The sequence below is a fragment of the Nonomuraea montanisoli genome (assembly GCF_013363975.1).
GTDB classification, from domain to species: domain Bacteria; phylum Actinomycetota; class Actinomycetes; order Streptosporangiales; family Streptosporangiaceae; genus Nonomuraea; species Nonomuraea montanisoli.
In genome coordinates this window covers 157352-176575 of record NZ_JABWGN010000017.1, presented here as the reverse complement: position 1 = coordinate 176575, position 19224 = coordinate 157352, and the positions used below count along the sequence as shown (strand labels likewise).

General features: G+C 70.6%; 20 protein-coding genes and 2 pseudogenes. 12 read left to right on the top strand and 10 right to left on the bottom strand.

Annotation, left to right across the window (positions count from 1 at the left end; genetic code table 11):
- Nucleotides 1–85 precede the first annotated feature (85 nt).
- The 6 genes and pseudogenes from HTZ77_RS36655 to HTZ77_RS36635 all read left to right on the top strand — a co-directional run bounded on the left by HTZ77_RS36655 (nt 86) and on the right by HTZ77_RS36635 (nt 4721).
- Entirely contained in the window at nt 86–820 is a 735-nt protein-coding gene (locus tag HTZ77_RS36655) for a JAB domain-containing protein (RefSeq protein WP_175594334.1), read from the top strand.
- A gap of 497 nt (nt 821–1317) precedes the next feature.
- Nucleotides 1318–2493: pseudogene (locus tag HTZ77_RS36650) on the top strand (IS256 family transposase); the annotation flags it as partial.
- A gap of 637 nt (nt 2494–3130) precedes the next feature.
- The gene (locus HTZ77_RS36645; RefSeq protein WP_175594333.1) at nt 3131–3607 is read left to right on the top strand and encodes a GntR family transcriptional regulator; all 477 of its coding nucleotides are present in this window, start codon (nt 3131–3133) and stop codon (nt 3605–3607) included.
- 136 nt (nt 3608–3743) lie between these two features.
- Nucleotides 3744–3923, top strand: a pseudogene (locus HTZ77_RS48875) (winged helix-turn-helix domain-containing protein); the annotation flags it as partial.
- A 9-nt stretch (nt 3924–3932) separates the two neighbouring features.
- Nucleotides 3933–4205, top strand: a complete 273-nt coding sequence (locus tag HTZ77_RS36640) for a GntR family transcriptional regulator (RefSeq protein ID WP_328808987.1) — start codon at nt 3933–3935, stop codon at nt 4203–4205.
- A 72-nt stretch (nt 4206–4277) separates the two neighbouring features.
- Nucleotides 4278–4721, top strand: a complete 444-nt coding sequence (locus HTZ77_RS36635; RefSeq protein ID WP_175594332.1) for a GNAT family N-acetyltransferase — start codon at nt 4278–4280, stop codon at nt 4719–4721.
- A 13-nt stretch (nt 4722–4734) separates the two neighbouring features.
- Here HTZ77_RS36635 and HTZ77_RS36630 read toward each other — a convergent pair whose 3' ends face one another.
- From HTZ77_RS36630 to HTZ77_RS48505, 3 genes are all read right to left on the bottom strand, one after another.
- Nucleotides 4735–5076, bottom strand: coding sequence for an ASCH domain-containing protein (locus HTZ77_RS36630; protein ID WP_205304413.1), 342 nt, complete (start codon nt 5074–5076; stop codon nt 4735–4737).
- 65 nt (nt 5077–5141) lie between these two features.
- The gene (locus HTZ77_RS36625) at nt 5142–5462 is read right to left on the bottom strand and encodes a hypothetical protein (protein ID WP_175594330.1); all 321 of its coding nucleotides are present in this window, start codon (nt 5460–5462) and stop codon (nt 5142–5144) included.
- A gap of 127 nt (nt 5463–5589) precedes the next feature.
- Nucleotides 5590–7494 carry an ATP-binding cassette domain-containing protein gene (locus HTZ77_RS48505; RefSeq protein ID WP_175594329.1) on the bottom strand — a complete coding sequence of 635 codons (1905 nt, stop codon included), beginning with the start codon at nt 7492–7494 and terminating at the stop codon, nt 5590–5592.
- Between the two features lie 319 nt (nt 7495–7813).
- Here HTZ77_RS48505 and HTZ77_RS46920 point away from each other — a divergent pair, with 319 nt between their 5' ends.
- On the top strand, nt 7814–8074 hold the full coding sequence (locus HTZ77_RS46920) for a hypothetical protein (RefSeq protein WP_235995665.1): 261 nt from the start codon (nt 7814–7816) through the stop codon (nt 8072–8074).
- Nucleotides 8075–8517: 443 nt separating this feature from the next.
- Here HTZ77_RS46920 and HTZ77_RS36610 read toward each other — a convergent pair whose 3' ends face one another.
- The 4 genes from HTZ77_RS36610 to HTZ77_RS36595 all read right to left on the bottom strand — a co-directional run bounded on the left by HTZ77_RS36610 (nt 8518) and on the right by HTZ77_RS36595 (nt 11790).
- Nucleotides 8518–9318: a hypothetical protein gene (locus tag HTZ77_RS36610; RefSeq protein ID WP_175594328.1), complete on the bottom strand. Its 801-nt coding sequence runs from the start codon at nt 9316–9318 to the stop codon at nt 8518–8520.
- Nucleotides 9319–9471: 153 nt separating this feature from the next.
- On the bottom strand, nt 9472–9645 hold the full coding sequence (locus HTZ77_RS36605; RefSeq protein ID WP_175594327.1) for a hypothetical protein: 174 nt from the start codon (nt 9643–9645) through the stop codon (nt 9472–9474).
- A 145-nt stretch (nt 9646–9790) separates the two neighbouring features.
- Nucleotides 9791–10813 (bottom strand): hypothetical protein, encoded by a 1023-nt coding sequence (locus tag HTZ77_RS36600; RefSeq protein ID WP_175594326.1) that lies wholly within the window; start codon nt 10811–10813, stop codon nt 9791–9793.
- 50 nt (nt 10814–10863) lie between these two features.
- Nucleotides 10864–11790: a DMT family transporter gene (locus HTZ77_RS36595; protein WP_175594325.1), complete on the bottom strand. Its 927-nt coding sequence runs from the start codon at nt 11788–11790 to the stop codon at nt 10864–10866.
- Between HTZ77_RS36595 and HTZ77_RS36590 the strand changes: the two genes are divergently transcribed.
- The 4 genes from HTZ77_RS36590 (at nt 11789) to HTZ77_RS36575 (ending at nt 15314) form a co-directional block, all read left to right on the top strand.
- A complete protein-coding gene (locus HTZ77_RS36590) occupies nt 11789–13186 on the top strand; it encodes an aminotransferase-like domain-containing protein (RefSeq protein ID WP_175594324.1) in 1398 nt (465 codons plus the stop codon). The two genes, HTZ77_RS36595 and HTZ77_RS36590, sit on opposite strands and share 2 nt — an antisense overlap.
- Nucleotides 13187–13251: 65 nt before the next feature.
- Nucleotides 13252–13770 (top strand): CGNR zinc finger domain-containing protein, encoded by a 519-nt coding sequence (locus tag HTZ77_RS36585; RefSeq protein WP_175594323.1) that lies wholly within the window; start codon nt 13252–13254, stop codon nt 13768–13770.
- Nucleotides 13771–13814: 44 nt separating this feature from the next.
- Nucleotides 13815–14423 (top strand): GNAT family N-acetyltransferase, encoded by a 609-nt coding sequence (locus HTZ77_RS36580; RefSeq protein WP_175594322.1) that lies wholly within the window; start codon nt 13815–13817, stop codon nt 14421–14423.
- A 15-nt stretch (nt 14424–14438) separates the two neighbouring features.
- Nucleotides 14439–15314, top strand: coding sequence for a 1,4-dihydroxy-2-naphthoate polyprenyltransferase (locus HTZ77_RS36575; RefSeq protein ID WP_175594321.1), 876 nt, complete (start codon nt 14439–14441; stop codon nt 15312–15314).
- A gap of 400 nt (nt 15315–15714) precedes the next feature.
- Here the strand turns inward: HTZ77_RS36575 and HTZ77_RS45570 are convergent, their stop codons facing one another.
- Together HTZ77_RS45570 and HTZ77_RS36565 are read right to left on the bottom strand one after the other, a co-directional pair.
- The gene (locus HTZ77_RS45570; protein ID WP_205304412.1) at nt 15715–16047 is read right to left on the bottom strand and encodes a hypothetical protein; all 333 of its coding nucleotides are present in this window, start codon (nt 16045–16047) and stop codon (nt 15715–15717) included.
- Nucleotides 16048–16130: 83 nt separating this feature from the next.
- A complete protein-coding gene (locus tag HTZ77_RS36565) occupies nt 16131–17063 on the bottom strand; it encodes a quinone oxidoreductase family protein (protein WP_175594320.1) in 933 nt (310 codons plus the stop codon).
- Between the two features lie 146 nt (nt 17064–17209).
- Between HTZ77_RS36565 and HTZ77_RS36560 the strand changes: the two genes are divergently transcribed.
- Nucleotides 17210–18604, top strand: coding sequence for a serine hydrolase domain-containing protein (locus tag HTZ77_RS36560; RefSeq protein ID WP_175594319.1), 1395 nt, complete (start codon nt 17210–17212; stop codon nt 18602–18604).
- A 46-nt stretch (nt 18605–18650) separates the two neighbouring features.
- Here the strand turns inward: HTZ77_RS36560 and HTZ77_RS36555 are convergent, their stop codons facing one another.
- Nucleotides 18651–19133, bottom strand: a complete 483-nt coding sequence (locus tag HTZ77_RS36555) for a GNAT family N-acetyltransferase (protein WP_175594318.1) — start codon at nt 19131–19133, stop codon at nt 18651–18653.
- Between the last annotated feature and the right edge of the window lie 91 nt (nt 19134–19224).

Below are 19224 nucleotides of genomic sequence, written 5' to 3'. Positions count from 1 at the left end.
CGGAACGCCTCCTCCCCTGTGCAGGCAGGCCGCGCCGAGACATGGCCCACCCCGGCTTGTCGGTCCTGGTTGATACAACCTTCCTGTGCGAGTCAAAGACCTGCCCACGCGGGAGCGCCCCAGGGAGCGACTCATGACGAGCGGGCCGGCGGCGCTCGCCGACCGTGAGCTCCTGGCCGTGCTGCTGGGCTCCGGCTTCCGCGGAGCGAGCGCGGTGGACCTGGCCTCCCAGGTGATCGAGCACTGCGGCGACCTCGACGGGCTGGCTCGCTCCGAGCCGCACCGGTTACTGGCCGTGAAGGGCGTCGGCCCCGCCAAGGCGGCGCGCGTGGCCGCGGCCTTCCATCTGGTACGCCGGGCGCAGGCCGACCCCGAACGCCCGAGGATCACGAGCACGTCCGACCTGGCCGCGGTGGCGGCTCCCCTCCTTCAGGGACTCTCGCGCGAGCGGCTGGTCGTGGTGGTCTGCGACCCCCGAGGGGCGGTCCTGCGGCGCACGGTCCTCACGGAGGGCGGCGCCGACCACACGGCCGTACCGGTACGGGAGATCGTCACGACGGTCCTGACCTCCGGCGGCGCCGCGTTCGGCGTGGCGCACAACCATCCGAGCGGCTCGCTCGACCCGAGCGACGACGACGTCTCGGCGACGGCCCGGCTGGCGGCGGCCGCGAGCACGGTGGGCCTCCGTTTCCTCGACCACTTGATCATCACAGACGCGGCCTGGAGACGGGTCGCCGTTCCCGAGGCCACCCCACCCGTGCCCGCACCCCGCCAAGCCCCCAAGGCACGCCTTCCGAAAGCCGCCACACCACACCCTTAACCCACACCACATCCGAAAAGCCATGATCCCGCTGAAAGCGCGGAACGCCAGCGTCGGCCCGAGGGCGCGTGCCATCCTTTTGGCGCGGGTCGGCCGTGGCGGAGGTTCCAGGCCGGCGCCCGCAGGACGCGGTCCCGGGCCACCCGGAAAGCACCGGGACCGCGTCCCACCAACGAGTCCCCTCACAGACCCCAGGGGAGCGATCCGGGGCCTGCGAGGGAACCACGTCCGGCCGCCTCTTGCGGCAGTCTGGGCGGCCGGAGTCATATGGCCTCGTGGGGCCCGATGAGAACGAGCGATTGGGACCCACGAGAGCCCTTGCCGAACGGGATCAGGCAGCCCAATCCAGCCGCCGCTTCCCATGCCGCAGAACGCGGGCACGGTTGCGTCGCTGGAAGTGGTGTACGAGTTTGACCTGGTCACAATGTGGCGGCCGTGAAATAGGGACGGCCATCGCGTGATCCTTTGAGTGCTATCCAAGATCAAAGGAGAGGGCGATGGCCGTAGACAACAGTGTGACGGCTGGTCACTGGCTGGCGAAGCAGATCGAGACAAGCAACCCCGATGTGTTGCGATCCATGGTGAAGACCATGGCCGAGGCGTTGATGTCGGCCGAGGCCGACAGCTTGTGCGGAGCCGCCTACGGCGAACGCAACCGGGAGCGGACCAACAGCCGCAACGGCTACCGAGCGCGGGAATGGGACACCCGCGCCGGCACGATCGAGCTGGCACTTCCGAAGCTGCGTCAAGGCTCGTACTTCCCGGAGTGGCTGCTGGAACGCAGGCGGCGGGCCGAGCAGGCGCTGATCAGCGTGGTCGCCACCTCGTACCTGCTGGGCGTGTCGACCCGGCGGGTGGACAAGCTGATCGAGCAGCTCGGCATCAAGAACATCTCCAAAAGCCAGGTCTCGCAGATGGCCAAGATCCTGGATGAGCAGGTCGAAGCGTTCCGCACGCGGACGCTCGACAGCGGCCCGTATACGTTCGTGTGGCTGGACGCGCTGACGCAGATGGTGCGCGAGGGCGGGCGCATCATCAACGTCCACGTTCTGGTGGCCACCGCGGTCAACGCCGACGGCCGGCGTGAGATTCTCGGCCTGGAGGTCACCTCCGCCGAGGACGGCGCAGGCCGGCTGGCGTTCCTGCGTGGCCTTCTCGCCCGCGGCCTGTCCGGCGTCCAGCTGGTCATCTCCGACGCCCACACCGGCCTGGTGGCCGCCATCGGCGCCGCCTTGGCCGGCGCGTCCTGGCAGCGCTGCCGCACCCACTACCTGCGCAACCTGCTCACCGTCGTGCCCAAAACGGCCCAGCCGTTCGTCGCCACCTTGGTGCGCACCATCTTCGACCAACCCGACACGGCCGCCGTCAAAGCTCAACACGTCTGGGTCGTCCAAACCTTGGAGGCCAAGCATCCGGCCGCGGCCGAGCATCTGGACGCCGCCCGCGAGGAGCTGATCGCCTTCGCCGCCTTCCCCAGAGAGATCTGGACCCAGATCTGGTCGAACAACCCGCAGGAACGGCTGAACAAGGAGATCCGCCGCCGCACCGACGTGGTCGGCATCTTCCCCGACCGGCCGGCCATCATCCGCCTGGTCGGGGCGGTGCTGGCCGAGCAGACCGACGAGTGGGTCGAAGCCCGCCGCTACTTGGGCCTGGAAGCCCTCGCCAAGGCCGCCTTCGGGTGCTGCCCGGCGACACCCCCACACAGAATCCACTCCCGCAGACACTTACCGCGTAACCTGCAGAAAGATCACGCGAAGATCGATTCATACACCACGTCCGTGGACGTGACCCGCGGGCACGCCTCTTCTCCGCGGCGGAGCGCTCACGAATCGCCGGACAGCGGCACTGAAAACTGTGGTGCCGGATCAGCGGCAGAAAGAGAACCAAGAAATCATCGGGCCACCCCCGCGAGCACCAGCTGCCAGATTCTGTCCGCATCCTCGGCGCTCATCCGTGAGGTGACCTTCATGATCCTCCGTCTGCCGTGCGTACTTGTCCGGCGGATGAAGCAGACACCTCCGACCTGGCATAACTCGTACACCACAGGCTCGCAGGAGCAAGTGTGCGCCCTCACGCGCACCCGCTTCTCCCACGGGACCTCCGGCTCCCAGTCGATGGCCAGCCCACCGGCACTCTTCGTCCGCACATGGCACCCCGAACACTCCCCGAGTTCCGCTCGCAGGTCGAGATCAGCCATGTCAGCACTCTACGTCTAGTTGTATCTCGATGACTAGTCGCAAGTAGACACACGCCTAAACAGGCAGAGCGTTATGTGAGACCACGTACCCCTTCGCCTATCTTGCGTACGTGCTCGACTACAATGGCGATACCCACCTATACCTGCAGATCGCGGACATTCTGCGGCACAGGGTCTCCGACCTGACCTCCGGACATCCAGTCCCCAGCGAGGCAGACATCCAAGCGGAGTTCGGCGTGGCCAGGACGACGGCCCGGAGGGCCATCCACGTGCTCCGCGAGGAAGGGCTCATCTACACCGTCCAGGGCGAGGGCACATTCGTCGGCGCCCCGGACGCCGCGCCGCGAAAGCAGCGCAAGACGCCGATGTACCGGCAGATCGCCAGCGACATCGCCGAACAGATCAAGGCTGGGCGGTTCCAGCCACGCCGCCCCATCCCCGGGGAAACGGCTCTGCTGCAGGAGTACGACGTGGCCCGCGAGACGGTACGGCGGGCGATGGCCCTGCTGCGCGAACAGGGATGGATCTACACGGTGGCCCAACGCGGAAGCTACGTGTCCCCCAAGGAGGAATGGCCGAGCACCTAGTCCACTCGGCACACCTTCGGATGTCCGGGGTGGAGGACCTGCAAAGTCGCCTGGTCAAAACTTCTCGGAAAAGTCGACTGCTTGTATCGACACGTCTAGGATGCGAGCGTGCTAGACCCGTGAAGGTCCCGTCCCCCTGTATCAGCAGATCGCTCAGATCATCGAGGAGCGGATCCTGCATGGTGAGTTGCCGCCAGGCGCTCCAGTCCTGAGTGAGGCACAGCTGGCCAAAGAGTTCGGCGTCGCCCGTACGACGGCCAGAAGAGTCGCCCGCGAGCTACGGGACCGTGGAGTGGCCTACACGCTCCAAGGAGAAGGCACCTTCGTGGGCCATCCCGACGTCCCGCGCGTGGCCAGAAAGGTCCCGCTGTACGTCAACATCGCCAGCACTCTCGCGGGACGCATCCGAAGCGGCGAGTTCGCGCCGCAGTGGGCGATTCCCAGCGAGAAAGTGGTGATGCGCGAGTTCAGCGTCGCCAAGGTGACTGCTCGGCAGGCGGTGGCACGCCTCAGGGAGCAGGGCTGGGTGTTCACGATCGCGCATCGCGGGACGTACGTGGCCGACCCCGAGGACTGGCCGGATGTGCCGCACTGCTAAGCACCTGGGCGAGAGAGCGCAACGTCCACATTGCGGCAGCCTGCGGTAGGCCACAGAGGGACGTGTGCCACCATGAGTCGCGTGATCGAGATCGGCCCCCTGCGCCCCCAGGATCGTGCCGCGTGGGAAGTGCTCGCCCGCGGCTACAAGACCTTCTACAACACCGACGTCCCCGACCAGGGCTACGAGGACGCCTGGCGGCGGCTGATGGACGGCACCGAGGTGCACGGCATCGGCGCGCGCCTGGACGGGCAGCTCGTCGGCATCGCGCACTACCTCTTCCACGTCACTTTCTGGATGCCCGACTCCTGCTACCTCCAGGACCTGTTCGTCGGCGAGGCGGCGCGCGGGCAAGGGGCCGCGCGGGCGCTGATCGAGCGGGTCGCCGAGAAGGCGCGTGAGCGCGGAGCGGGTCGGCTCTACTGGACGACCAAGGAGGACAACGCCTCCGCGCGTCTTCTCTACGACAAGGTCGCCCGCTTCAACGGCTTCATCCGATACGACTACGCGCTGTAGGGAGCTGTCGCAGTCAATCGGCCAGCCGGTAGTGGACGCAGACGACCTGTGAGGAGTCGTCCACCTCGTACCCCTCGCTCTCCCAGAAGCGGCGGTGGCCCTCGCGCCAGTGCTCGACCGAGCGGAAGCCCTCGCCCTCCGCCTGGGCGAACTCCCAGGTGACCTCACCGAAGGGCACCACCTGGACGTCCACGACCTCCACCTCCGCCGCCTTGGCGCCCGAGTCGTCCACGAGCGCCAAGCGCTCGCCGACCTGCTCCAGCGGCTCGCCCTCCGCGTGGTAGTCGAGCTCCAGCAGGCCGGCCGTGGCCCTCTTCTCGCCGGCCAGGGTGAGATCCGTCAGGCGCCGGCGCATCTCACCCGGCGTGCCCAACTCAAGTACGCGTAGTCCGTCGATCCGTTCCCACACGAAAGTCGATCTTAGACCGTCAGCGGGACGAGGACGATGTGTGCGCCGGCGCGGGCAACCGCCTTGCGCGCCTTGGGGAGAGTCCGTAGCTGCTCGGTCTTGCCCGCTCGTTCCGCCTTGGCCGGCACGTTCGTGGCGATCAGCAGATCCGGCCCCCAAGGGGCGCCGTCGACCGAGGAGATCTCCAGGTGCCGTACGGTGGCCACCCAGCCGGTGCCGAACGCGGCGATCTCGCTCGCCCGCTTCACCTCTCCACGGGCGCGCTCCGCCAGGTCGTGGCCCCGGATGATGAAGGTCGCCTGCCGGGTCGCCCAGCTCGCCGTGTCACCCATGGCCGGGGGGTAGGGCCGAGGACTGCGCAGCCAGCTCCGCAACGACCACGGCAGCCATTGTGGGTGCCGTAGCGGCCTCACGCCTTTCGTATCCCTACCCGGGCGCCGTCATGAGGTCGTGCCCCTCCTACGTGGCCGGGTGCGCGCGATCGTGCTGCAGGAGCCACAACTCGCGAAAGAGCCCAGGCCGAGACGTCAGTTCGGTAAAGGTGCCCGCGTCGCTGACGCGGCCGGCTTGCATGACCACGATCCGGTCCGCGACGGCGGTGTTGGCGAGGTTGTGGGTGACCAGGACGATCGCCCGCTCCTTGGCGAGTTCCCGCAGCCCGCTGAAGATCCGGTGCTCGGCGCGCGCGTCCAGGTCGGAGGTGGGCTCGTCCATCACCAGCAGGCCGGCGTCCCGGTGGATCGCCCGTGCTCCCGCGATGCGCTGCCACTGACCTGACGACAGGGCCTGGCCGCCCCACCATTCGCGGGCCAGCAGCGTGTCCAGGCCGTTGCGCAGCACCGCGATCACCGCGTCGGCGCCGCTGGCGGCCGCCGCGTGCTGCACGGCGTCGTCCGCCCCAGGCTGCGGCTGGCCGAGTTGGATGTTCTCGCGGGCGGTCATGGGCCAGCGGGCGAACTCCTGCGGGACGACCGCGCACTGCCGCCACAGGGTGTGCGGGTCCAGGTCTCGGGTGCTGACGCCGTCCCAGGTGACCACACCGCTGGTGGGCAGGTTGAGCCCGGACAGCAGCTTCATCAGCGTGGTCTTGCCGGAGCCGTTCTCGCCCACGACGGCGACGATCTCCCCTTGGCGTACTTCGAAGTCCACCTCGTGGAGGGTGTCCTTGTCGGCCTCGGGATAGCGGTAGGTGACGCGGTCCAACGCTACGTACCGAGGACGTCCGGGCACGATGTTCCCGCGATCCAGGCGCTGGCCGGCTGCCTCGGCGATGAACGCTTCCCAGTCGTCCATGTATCGGCCGGTGCGCATGAGGTCGGCTCCGTAGCCGACGATGCCGTGCAGCCCGCCGGCGGCCGAGCGCAGAGCGAACACCAGCGTGCCGGCGGCGGCCGCGCTGATGTAGCCAGTGCCGAGCAGCACCATCACCCCGGCCCACAGCAACATCGCGGCCAGACCGCCGACGGCCGACCCCAGCAGACTGATCCTGGCCTGTTGCCAGGCGGCTTCATCGTTGGTGCGGTCGACCCGCGCGCCACTGGAGCGGTACTTGTCCAGCAGGTACGGGGCCAGGGTGTCGGTGCGTACCTGGTCGGCCTGGTCCTTGTGGGACAGGTGCCAGCGCAGCATGCTCAGCATCCGCCGGTCGTGGAAGGTCCGCAGAGTCGCCAGGTAGGCGACCCGCTCGCCCGCGACCGACGCCAACGCCCGCGGAACCGCGGTCAGCGCGAGCAGCGGCAGCAGGACGGGCGCCAGCGCACCGATCACCAGGGCCGCGGCGATCAGCGTGGCCAGCGAGGAGACCAGGTTCTGCGACTGGCCGATCATGTCCCGGCTGACTTCGACGCCGCGGGAGGCCTGGTCGTAGCGGTCGTTGAACCCCGGGTGGTCGTATGCGGCCATCTCGGCGTTGGTGGCCGCTTCCAGCATGCGGAACTCCGCTTCCCGGGCGATCCGCGGCCCCAGCCGGTTCGACAGGCCCTGGATCGCGATGGCGAGAATCGCGCGCAGACCGGCCGCCCCGGCCAGTACCGCGATCGACGGTATGGCCGCGCGCAGGTGCGCAGGGTCGCGCGCGGACTGGATCAGCGCGCTGAGCGCCGAGGTGGTGGCGAACAGGCCGAGCGCCTCCAGGAGCCCGGAGACCACCTGGCAGGTCAGCAGGGCGATCGTCGAGCCTCGCTCCACGGCCCAGGCAAGGGCCAGGGAGCGGCCCACCAGCGCCGGCAGGCGCCTGCTCAAGCTGCGCCCGGTCAGGTGCTGCGCCAGCTCGGCGCTGTCTCCGCCCTTGAAGTTGAACGTCAGCTGCTCGGTGTGCGGGTGACGATCGGCGTCGGTGTCGGTGACAGCGGTCTCCTCAGCCACGTCGGCGGCTCCTGTTCCCGGTCCGGAGCGGCCTGCCCGCAGGGCGGAAAGCATGGTGCGCCCCGGTGAAGGACTCTCCATTGGACCCTGATGCGGCAGAACGGCTGCGGGCGTTCCGGGTGTCGGCTCTGCGGGCGTGCATGAACGCATCCCCTCCCATCGCAGTGACGGACAGCAGTCATGTGAGCGCTGCCTGTGACGGTCTCAGATGCCACCGACAATTCCGCCGCCCACCTGATCCGCCGGATCAAGATCGACAGGAGGCGGGTGGTGGCATGAGGCGGATCTGTGGCTCACGCATCAGGCGGCGGTACGTGTCGTGGTCGTAGCCACGGTCGACGAGCACAACCTCGGGACGCTGGCGGCGGCGGCCGCGCATGCCGCGCACCTTGAGGGTGGCGTCCAGCAGCGGGCGAAGCCGGCGCGCATCGCGGCCGGGTCGAACACGTTACGGCCGCCGAACATCACCGGCCGCATCACCGCGGCGGCCTGCGCCCAATCGACCTGCCGACGCTGGGGCCATTCCGTCACCACGATCGCCGCGTCCGCCCCCTCGACGGCTGCTCCTGGACTCGCGTGACGACTCGTCGACGTCCAAGGCTCCGTCTCGCCGGGCGGCCATGGGATCCCAGCAGCTCACCTCAGCGCCCTCGGCAAGCAGCCGGGCCGCCGGCACCGTGCTCGGAGCTTCGCGCAGGTCGTCGGTCCCCGGCGCCGAACACAGCGACCTGACGATTCGGCTTGTCCACCATGGATGACCATCCGTTCTCACGCGGTCGAACCTGCAACGCGAGCCGCAGGCCCGGGTGAGGAACGCCGCAGCCCGCGAAGGACGCTCCACCATGACGCGCCGCTCACAGATCACCGGCTCTACTGGCGAGGCGACGGCCAAGGGCGCATCTTCTGCTGCGTCAAGCGCGGAACAGCGTCATGCCGGGCTCGTGGGAGCTGCCCGGCGAGCATCCGAGGAACGGCGTATCCGAAGAGCGCGCGCACTGCGCGAGGCTCCCCTCACGCATCCATCTACGAGCCGTAGCCGTGGATTTCTTCCAACGTCGTGGTCACGCTGCGGGCGGGCGCTTTGATGCGGACCTTGATCCCCCAGCCGGACAGGCGGAGGTCGCGGATGAAGGCGATGTATCCGCGCGGGTTGTCGTCCATCGCGTCCGGCTCTCGCCATGAGCTCCACGCTCTGCGCACGAGCTGGTCATCCCCGATCCAGAGGCGCCACGAGATCGTCCAGGGTGTGAACTGGCGCACCGCCTGGCCACCGAAGTCGGCCCGCATCCGGGGGCTGGCCTTGAACAGCTGTCCAAAAGTGATGGTGCCCTGGTGGAGCATGGTGTGGGTGCCGTCGTAGACGCCCGCAGGTCGCTTACTCGTCGTTGTGGCGAGAACTGCTGTGAGCATGCCCGGCTCGTCGAGCCGGATACGGCCCACTTCCAGATGCCGCCCGCACTGGGACCTGCCGAGGTCGATCCAGGTCTTGCCCGAGGGGAAGCGAGGGCCGGGATCACCGACTTCCTCGGTGTCATAGCGGTGGCCGCCGACGCAGATGGTCCGGATGCCAGGGCCCCTGAAGTCGTGATCGGTCACGTCGGTCGCCACGACACGGCCGTCCCCGAACGCGGCCGTCCCGATCTCAGGCTTGTGCTTGTCCCACTTGCGGAACACGTTGGAGGAAGAGCGCAGGGTGAGTTTCACACCGCGTCCGTCGATGAGCTGCCGCTGGATCGCGGTCACCGGATCGACGCCGATCCTGGCAGCGTTCGCCGGCGCGGCGGACAGGCCCGCCGTCGCCAGCGCGACGACCGTCACTGCCATGGTTCGCCTCATGCTCGCGGTCTCTTTCCGGCGCCGCCCATACTTCCGCAGCGATCTTGGCAGGCTCCGGTCTCAACATGATCACGCGCAGGCGGCGCAGTGCAGCGTCCATCAGTGACAATGCCACGCCGATGGGTACCGGCTCTGCGTCAGTCAGCTCAGGTAGATGGACTTCCCTTCCCAGAACGGCAGGACGTAGTTGCATTGCTTGCAGATCATCAGTGTCACCGGGTTCTGGACGAAGTTGTGCTTGCTGCTGATGCGGCCCTGCTGCTGGAGGAACTCGGTGTGCCGGCAGAGAGGGCATGCGAGCTGAGGTGTGGTCACGTCGGCAGAACGGGCGCGTGATCACCAGAGTTCCCCACGTATCAGGCTCACATTCCAGGAGGAGCAGTAGTACGGCCCCAGGTCCCGCATGCCTGACCGGTACGCCAATGGGGGCCACCGAACCTCCAACAGGCGAAAGGAACGCTCAGAACACCGGGATGATGTCCTCCGGGTCGATGAAGTCGACCTTCACGCCCTCCAGGTCGAGCTCCGGGATCGCCGGGAAGTCGATCCCCCACCGTTCCACGATGGCCCGGACGCGGGCCATCGCCACCCGCCAGTTCTCCGCCTGCTCCTCGTACGACAGCACCCCCAGACCCGCCTGCCGGGCGTGGTCCATGAGGACGCGGTGGTTGGCGAGGAAGTACGGGGGCAGGTCCCAGAAGCCCTCGGGCGGCTCCCAGAGGATCATGGACAGGAACACGAACCCGGCCCGGAGCTGCCGGGTGATGAGGGTGCGCGTGTCGTCGGTGAGGCCCGGCCACTCGTTCTCCAGGATGGTCATGCAGATCTGGAGATGCCGGGACTCGTCGCGGCCGATGCGGTGGAACATCTCGCCGAACACCGGATGCCGGGTCTCCGACGCCATCCCCCTGAACAGGGTGGACGCGGCCATCTCGCCCATCATGAAGCTGGTGAACAGCACGGGCAGGCTGTACTTGCCGACCGCGCTGGTGTAGCCGTTCCAGTAGCGGCCCCCGTTGTGGTACAGCCAGCCGATGTTGTTGTGGGCGGCGCGTTCGAGGTCGTCTGACGGGGTCCAGTTCAGGGGGCCGCCGGGCCAGAGCTTGGCGATCGTGCGCTGGCAGCACTCCTCGTGGTTCATCTCGTCACGGGTGATGGAGAAGAAGCACTTCCTGACCGGGTCCTCTTCGTGCTTCTCGAACGCCTGAATGGTGGCCCGGGCGAACACGGCCGGGCCCGAGGCGTCGAAGTTCGCCAGCACGGCGAACCAGTACATGACGCCGAGCCGCTGCTCGCGGGTGAAGTCGGCCGGGTCGAGGCCGTCCCAGGGCAGGTCGGCGGGGTTCCAGACCATGCGCTTGGACTTCTCGTAGATGGCCGCGAGCTTGGCGGTCTCGACCCGCCACTCCATCGGGTAGATGTTCGGCTGCGGGATCTCCGGGGCCGGCCAGAAGCCGCCTTCCGGGATGGTGAGGTCTGCCATGTGACACCTCCATCCCTCATCCTGCGCGGCGCCGTCATCTCTTTCAAGCGTCACGTACGGGTGCGCTGCGTCACCGCCACGCACACCAGGACGGCCAGCGCCCCCAGCACCGTCACCACCCCGAACCGCTCCCCCATGAGGACCCACGCCCACACCAGCGTGAGCAGCGGCTGCGTGAGCTGCGTCTGCCCGGCGCGGGCGATCCCGCCCCTGGCCAGGCCCGCGTACCACGGGATGAAGCCGAGAAACATCGACACCGCCGCCACGTACGCGAACCCGGCGAGCGCCTCGGCGGACGGGTGGATCGGCGTCGTCGCGGCCAGCACGGCGGTCACGGGCGCGGTGAGCGGCAGGGACACCACGAGCGCGTACGAGATGACCTGCCAGCCGGGCGTCTCGCGGGCGAGCCGCCCGCCCTCGGTGTAACCGACGGCGGCCGACAGGAGGGCTCCCACCAGCAGCAGGTCGGCCCAGGCGCCCTCCGGTCCGGAGCCGTGCCGGGTGACGGTGAACGCGGTGATGGCGGCGGCGCCGGCCGCGCAGGCGACCCAGAACAGCGGCCGGGGACGCTCACCGGCGCGCAGCACGGCGCAGGCGGCCGTGGCGGCGGGGAGCAGGCCGATCACGACGGCCGAGTGCGCGGTGGTCGCCCCCAGGTCGAGGGCGAGGCCGCTGAAGACGGGGAACCCGAACACGACCCCGAGGGAGATCAGGGTGTACGAACCCCAGTGGCGCCGGGGCGGGAGCAGCGGGAGCCGGGCGGCCCGCAGGCAGACGAGCGCGATCACGGCCGCGACGAGGGCCCGGCCGATGGCGACGAGCCACGGGTCGAAGCCGCGCATCGCGAACACCGTGGCCGGCATGGAGCCCGAGAAGGCCAGCACGCCGAGGAAGGCGAGCCCCGTCCCGCCGCTCTTCCTGGTGACCGGGGGGACCGCTACCAGCGGCTCGACGATAGCGCTATTCTGGTCTTTCATGAACAACGATAGCAGTATCGCCCAGATCGCCGCGATACTGCGCGACGAGGCCGCCCGGCTCCGGCCCGGCGACCGGCTGCCCTCCAGCCGTGAGGTCATGCGCCGCCACAACGTCAGCCCCGTGACCGTGTCCCGGGCTCTGGGCCTGCTGGCCGCCGAGGGCGTGGTGGTCACGCGGCCGGGCAGCGGCGCGTTCGTCGCCCACCGCACCGAGCGGCCCGCCGCCGCGCCCGACCTGTCCTGGCAGACCGTCGCGCTGGGCGACCGGGTGGTCGACGAGTCGGCCGTAGTCACGCTGCTCAGCCCGCCGCCCGAGGGCGTGGTGCCGCTGACCGGCGGCTATCCCCACCCGGGGCTGCGGCCGGACCGGCAGCTCGCCGCCGCGGCGACGCGGGCGGTGCGCCGGCCCGACGCCTGGGCCATGCCGCCGCTGAACGGCCTCGCGGAGCTGCGCCGCTGGTTCGCGGCCGAGGCGGGCGGCGACGTCACGGCCGCCGACGCGCTGATCGTCAGCGGCGGGCAGTCGGCCCTGACGCACGCCTTCCGGGCGCTGGCCGCCCCCGGCACGCAGGTGCTGGTGGAGACGCCGACCTATCCGGGCGCCCTGGCGGCGGCCAAGGCGGCGGGGCTGCGGGCGACCGCCGTGCCGATGGACCGCGACGGCGTACGGCCGGACCTGCTGGCCGAGGCGTTCGCCGTGACGGGCGCGCGGGTGTTCTGCACCCAGCCGACGCTGCACAACCCCACGGGCGCCACGCTGCCGCGCGAGCGCCGCGAGCAGGTGCTGCAGGTCGCCCGGGCGGCGGGCGCGTTCGTCATCGAGGACGACTTCGCCCGCTACCTGACCGACCAGGCGCCGCCGCCGATGGTCTCCATGGACGAGCACGGCATCGTGGTCTACATCGCGTCCCTGACCAAGGTGCTGTCGCCGAGCATGCGGGTGGCGGCCGTGATCGCCCGCGGTCCCGCGGCGCACCGGCTGCGCGCGAACCAGCTCGTGGAGTCGTTCTTCGTGGCCCGGCCGCTGCAGGAGACGGCGGTGGAGTTCCTCGGCTCGGGAGCGTGGGGGCGGCACCTGTCGGCGCTGCACGCCGAGATCGCCACGCGCCGCGACGCGCTGGCGGCCGAGCTGGCCCTGCGCATGCCGCGGGCCGAGCTGCACCTGCTGCCCCGGGGCGGCATGCACCTGTGGCTGCGGCTGCCGCCGGAGGTGGACGAGACGGCCCTGGTGGAGGAGGCCCGGCGGGGCGGCGTGCTGGTGAGCCCGGGGCGGATGTACTACCCGTCGGAGCCGCCGGGGCCGCGGGTGCGGGTCACCCACATCTCGGCGACGCACCTCGCGGAGCTGGCCGAGGGGGTGCGCCGCCTGGCCGAGGCCCTCGACCGCGTCTCCTGACCGGCATGATCGCCCGCACCGGGGGCCGCCCCGAAGGGCCGTGCGAGCCGCCGTACAGTAAGAGCATGCCGGCACCCGCGGAGCTCGTGCGCGACTTCGTGAACACCCTGGACGTGGAGTGCGGCACGGACGAGCTGGCCTGCCCGGCGGAGCTGGCGCTGTGGCTGCGCGAGCGCGGCCTGGCGGGCCCTCTCGACCGCGCCACGGACGACGACCTGGCCACCGCGCTGGCCCTGCGCGAGGGGTTACGCGCGGCCCTGAGACGGGAGACGACACCTCACACGGTGCTGCCGGTGTTGCCGCTGCGTCTGGTGGTCGATCCTCTCCCCCGACTCGTGCCGGTCGACACCGGGGTCCGGGGCGCCCTCGCCGTGATCGCCGGCGCGGTCGCCGACGCCTCCTGGGACCGGCTCAAGGTGTGCTCGGAGATCACCTGTCAGTGGGCGTTCATCGACGTCTCGAAAAATCGATCTCGCTCGTGGTGTTCCATGCGGGTCTGCGGCAACCGCACCAAAACGCGCGCCTACCGGGCGAGGAAGCAGGGTTCGCGTCGTCTCCAAGCCTCAAACACCGATACGGTGTAACTCGTGCCTTGTGGCATGAACGGCAGGCGAAGGAGCGGGCCGAGATGGCAGACGTAGGCGTCCGGGCGGCCCGGCGCGAGGATGTGCTCCAGGTGGCGAATGTTCAGATCCGCGCCTGGCGCTACGGCTATCGGGATTTCCTTCCCGAGGGCCCTTTGGAGCAGATGACCGGCCCGGCGGCCGAGAAGATGTGGCTGCGCCAGTGGGACGAGGCGATCGTCGCCCCGCCCACGTCGAGGCACCGGGTGCTGGTCGCGGTGGAGACCATTCTCGACACCGAGGGGTTCCCCGCGCTGGGCGTCGGAGGCAGCGGCGTGCCCGCCACCCCGCGGGGCGGTGAGCGTGTGGTGGGCCTGGCCTCGCACGCCCCCGCCGAGGATCCGGATCTCGATCCGACCGAGGTGGCCGAGATGCTGACGCTGCTGGTGGACCCCGACTTCGTACGGCGCGGCCACGGCAGCCGCCTGCTCAACGCGACGGTCGACCACCTGCGCCAGGACGGTTACCGGCAGATCGCCACATGGGTGTTCGCCGACAACTACGCGGTGCTGGGCTTCCTGGAGTCGGCCGGCTGGGGCGAGGACATGGCCGAGCGCGTTCTCGACATGGGCCGCCCCATCCGCATGGTCAGGCTCACCACCGACATCAGCTAAGGGATCTCCAGAGATATGGCAACCCCCGGCCAGTGGATCGCCGGAGCGCGTCCCCGCACCCTCCCCAACGCCGTCGTGCCCGTCGTGGTCGGCACCGGCGTGGCGATCGGTGAAGGCCACCCGATCTGGTGGCGTGCGGTCCTCGCCCTCCTCGTGGCGCTGCTGCTGCAGATCGGCGTCAACTACGCCAACGACTACAGCGACGGCGTGCGCGGCACGGACGACGAGCGGGTGGGCCCGATGCGGCTCGTCGGCTCGCGGGCCGCGACGCCGCCGCAGGTGCTCGCCGCCGCGTTCGGCTGCTTCGCCGCCGCGGCGGTGCTCGGGCTGATCCTCGTGATCGCGACCCGGGCGTGGTGGATCCTGCTCGTGGGCGCCGCCTGCATCGCCGCCGCGTGGTTCTACACGGGCGGCAAGAGCCCGTACGGCTACCGGGCGCTGGGCGAGGCGGCCGTGTTCGTGTTCTTCGGTCTGGTGCCGGTGATGGGCACGGCGTACGTGCAGACCGAGCACCTCTCGTGGGCGGCGCTGATCGCCTCGATCCCGGTCGGGTTGCTGTCGTGCTCGATGCTCGTGGTCAACAACCTGCGCGACGTCCACACCGACGGGCCGGTCGGCAAGCGCACGCTCGCGGTGGTGCTGGGCGCCGAGCGCACCCGCACCCTGTACGCGGTGTGCCTGATCGCGCCGTTCGTGGTGGCGGTGGCGATGTTCCCCCTCGCCTGGCTGGCGCCGCTCGCGGTGCTGGCCGCGCCGCTGGCGGTCATGCCGGTCAAGACGGTGCTGCACGGCGCGGTGGGGCCGGCGCTGATCGGCGTGCTCCAGCAGACGGGCAAGCTGCAGATGGCGTACGGCCTGCTGTTCTCGATCGGCCTGGCCGTCAGCCTCTGAACCGCGGTTTGGACCGGCGCTACGCGGGCGCCGGCTTCGCGCGGGCGGTCAGGGTCAGGGCGATGACCGCCAGGTACATCACCGCGGCGATGACCGGGCAGCAGCACCAGGGGCAGGAACAACGGCAGCAGCGACACCCCGGCGACGACGGCCGTGAGGTGCCGGACGATCTGCAGGTAGAGCGTGAACAGCAGCATGACGCCGTTCAGCCCGAAGTTCATGGCCGCGGCGGCGACGGTGCTGACCGCGATGGGACGGCGCCGCAGCAGCGCGGGCGGCAGCATCGGGTGCTCGGCGCGCCGCTCGGCCACCGCGAACCCCCCGCCGCCGAAGCCCGGCACGTCGAGCGGGCGGTCCAGCGGCTCGCTCTCCCCGACCACGACGAGCATCACCGGGATGATCACCGCGATCGCCGGCACGTTGATCCAGAACACCCAGGGCCAGCCGAGGAACTGGACGAGCGTCCCCCGAGGAGCGGCCCGGTGGGCAGGGCGAGGCTGCCGATGGCGGCCCAGGCGCCGATCACCCGCGCCCGGCTCTCCCGGTCGGGATGGAGGCGGCTGATCACCGCCGGCGTGCCGGCGAGCAGGAGGCCGGCGAGCGTGAGCTGGTAGCCGTCCACCACCCACTGGAGGTCGGCGACCTGGCCGCCGCCCATCCGGGCGCCGACGGACGGCAGGGCGATGTTGACGATGGTCACGTCGAGCAGCACGAGGAACATGCCCGCGCACATGACGGCGAACGTGACCCTGTTCCGCCCGGCGCCCGCCGCAGGAGTCCGAAGGGGACCACTCGCGGGAGTCCCTTCGGGGCCCGTCACGGGATCAGGACGAGCTTGCCCGTGGTGCGGCGGCCGGCCAGGTCCTCCAGGGCCCGGCGGGCGTCCGCGAGGGGGTATTCGCCTCCGGCGAGGGGGCGCAGCCGGCCGATCGCGGTGAGCTCCATGAGCTCGCGCAGCGGTGTCGTCATGCCCGGCAGGTGCAGGGAGCCGCCGAGCCAGTAGCCGGTCACCGAGATGTTGCGCTGGGTCAGCAGCCCGGGGTCCACGGCGGGCAGAGGTTCGCCGCCGGAGGATCCGTAGGTGACCAGGCGGCCGAACGGGGCGAGCGCGTCGAGGGCGGCCTCGAAGACCCGTCCGCCGACCGCGTCGAGCACGATGTCGGCCGGGCGGCCCTGGCCGGCCTCGACGACCCGCTCGGCGTAACCGTCGGCGTCGCCGTCCACGGCCGCGTCCGCGCCCAGCTCCAGGACCAGGTCCCGCTTCTCGGCGGTGGAGGCGGTGCCGATGACGCGGCCCGCCCCGAACTCGCGGGCGAGCTGCACGGCGAGGTGGCCGACGCCGCCGGCCGCCGCGTTGACGACGACGGTCTCGCCGGGGCTCAGCCGGGCCGCCGTGCGGAGCAGGTGCCAGGCCGACAGGCCCTGGACGAGCAGCGCCAGCGCCTGCCCGGGCTTCAGATCGTCCGGCACGTCCACGGGGTCGCCGATGAGCGCCTTGGAGGCGTACGCGTTCGTGGCGAAGCCCATCACACGGCGCCCGTCGGCGGTCCGGCCGATCACCTCGGAGCCGGGCACGAAGGGGGTCGTGGTCGCTCCGTAGCTGCCCTCGATGCGCTTGATGTCGGCGAAGTTGATCCCGGCCGCCTCGACGTCCACGAGGGTCTGGTCGGGACCGGGCACGGGGTCGGGCATGTCCGCCAGGGCGAGGACCTCGGGGCCGCCCAGCCGGGTCGCTTGGATGACTCGCATGTCTTCGAGGCTATGACCACTCCCTCCGCGCTCCCGAGGGCGGGGGGCGCGCCCACCGCCCTCAGCGGGTCCATGGCGGGTTCCCGTAACGGACAGGGAGGGATTCCGCAATGGTGGCGGGCCGGGAGGAGTCATAACGTCGGCGGGTGTTCAGAACCACGCTCGCCGCGATCCTCCTCGCCCTCCTCCCCCAGGCCCCCGCCACGTCGATCCCCGCGTCGGTCGACGCCTACGTCGAGCAGTACCGCGCGGCCACCGGACTGCCGGGGGTCGAGGTGGCGATCACCAAGGGGGACCGGATCGTGCACGTCGCCGGATACGGCCGGACCGCCACCGGCGCGCCCGTCACGGCCGACACCCCCATGGCGATGGCCTCGGTCAGCAAGTCCTTCACCGCCCTGGCCGTCATGCAGCTCGCCGAGCAGGGGAAGGTCGCCCTCGACCAGCCGGTGCGCCGCCACCTGCCCGAGTTCACGATGGCGGACCCGCGGGCCGCGAGGATCACCGTACGGCAGCTCCTCAACCAGACCTCGGGCATGGCCGACTCGGCCTTCCCCGAGAAGAGCCTGCCCCAGCCGGACACGCTCCAGGGCGCCGTGGCGCGGCTGAGGACGGCGCGGCTCGCCACGGAGCCCGGGACCGCCTTCAGCTACCACAACACCAACTACCAGGTCGCCGCGCGGCTCGTCGAGGTGGTCAGCGGCCGGCCGTTCGCCGCCTACCTCGGCACGTACGTCTTCGGGCCCCTCGGCATGCGCCACAGCACGACGATCGACACCGACCGCGACCTGCCCGCGAGCGCCCGCGGCCACCTGTACATCCTCGGCCGGGCCGTCGCCCTGCCGGAGCCTCCCGGGTTCGGCAACGGCTCCGGAGGTGTCGTCAGCACCGCCGGCGACATGGCCAGGTGGCTGATCGCGCAGAACACCGGCATCCTGTCGCCGCGGAGCGTCGAGGAGATGCGCACCCCCTCCCCGCGGAGCGAGGACTACGCCCTCGGCTGGATGGTCGGCAGGACCGAGCGCGGCACCCCCGTGCTGGAGCACGGCGGCGACCTGTTCACCTCCACCGCCCACGAGCTGCTGATCCCCGGCTCCGGCTACGGCGTCGCCGTGATGGCCAACACCGGCATGGCCTTCTCCGACGCGCACACCCTCATGAAAGGGCTGGTCGCCCTCATCGAGGGCGGCACCCCGGAGCCGCCGCCCGGCAACCCCACGTTCCTCACCGACCTGGTCTTCGCGCTGCTGACCCCGGTGACCGCCGGGCTGGCCGTCCTGGGCGCCGTCCGTGCCCGGCGGTGGGCCGCGCGCCTCACCCGCCGGCGGTTGTGGCGGCTGGCGCCGTACCTGGTGCCGGTCGGGCTGTGTGCGACGCTCGCCCCGATCCACCGCGTGCTGGCCCACGGCCGCGACGCCATGTGGATCCAGCTCGCCTACCTCTACCCGACGTTCATGGTGTGGCTGGTGACGGCCGCGGTCGCCGGTCTGGCGGTGGTGGCCGCCCGCCTCTGGGGAGCGGCGCGGCTGCGGCAGCACTGACGCTTCAGCGGACGGCTGGGCGACGTCAGTGAACGGCTGGGCGGCGTCAGCGGACGGCGGCGCTCATGACGACCCGCGGCGCCACCTCGATGCCCAGCTCGCGCTCGTGCTGCACCAGCGCCCGCAGCTCGGGCCCCCACTCCCCCTCGGGCAGCACGGCGAACCCGTGGCGTTCGTACCAGGGAGCGTTCCACGGCACGTCACGGAACGTCGTCAGCGTCACCGCCGGCACGCCGCAGGCCAGCGCGTGGTCGCGCACCGCCGCGACCAGCCGCCCGCCGATGCCGCGCCGCATGTGCGAGGGGTGTACGGCGAGCTGCTCCAGGTGCAGGTTGCCGTCCACCTGGCCCATGAGCGCGAACCCGTGCGGAGGGTCGCCCTCGACCAGCACCACGGAGGTGTCCTCGACCTCCTCGATCTGCGTGGTCCCCGGCGGGAACGTGATCCCCACCTGCTCGAACATCGTGTCGGCGGCCAGCTCTATCGCCGCCAGGCCGGGCAGTTCCCCGGCTTCGGCCCATCGCACCATGGCGACACGGTCTCATGTTCGGGCCCGACGGCGCCTCTGTATTAGGGTTCAGAGCGTGTGGCTCGGCGGTGCGGCGCCGAGACCCCTTCCG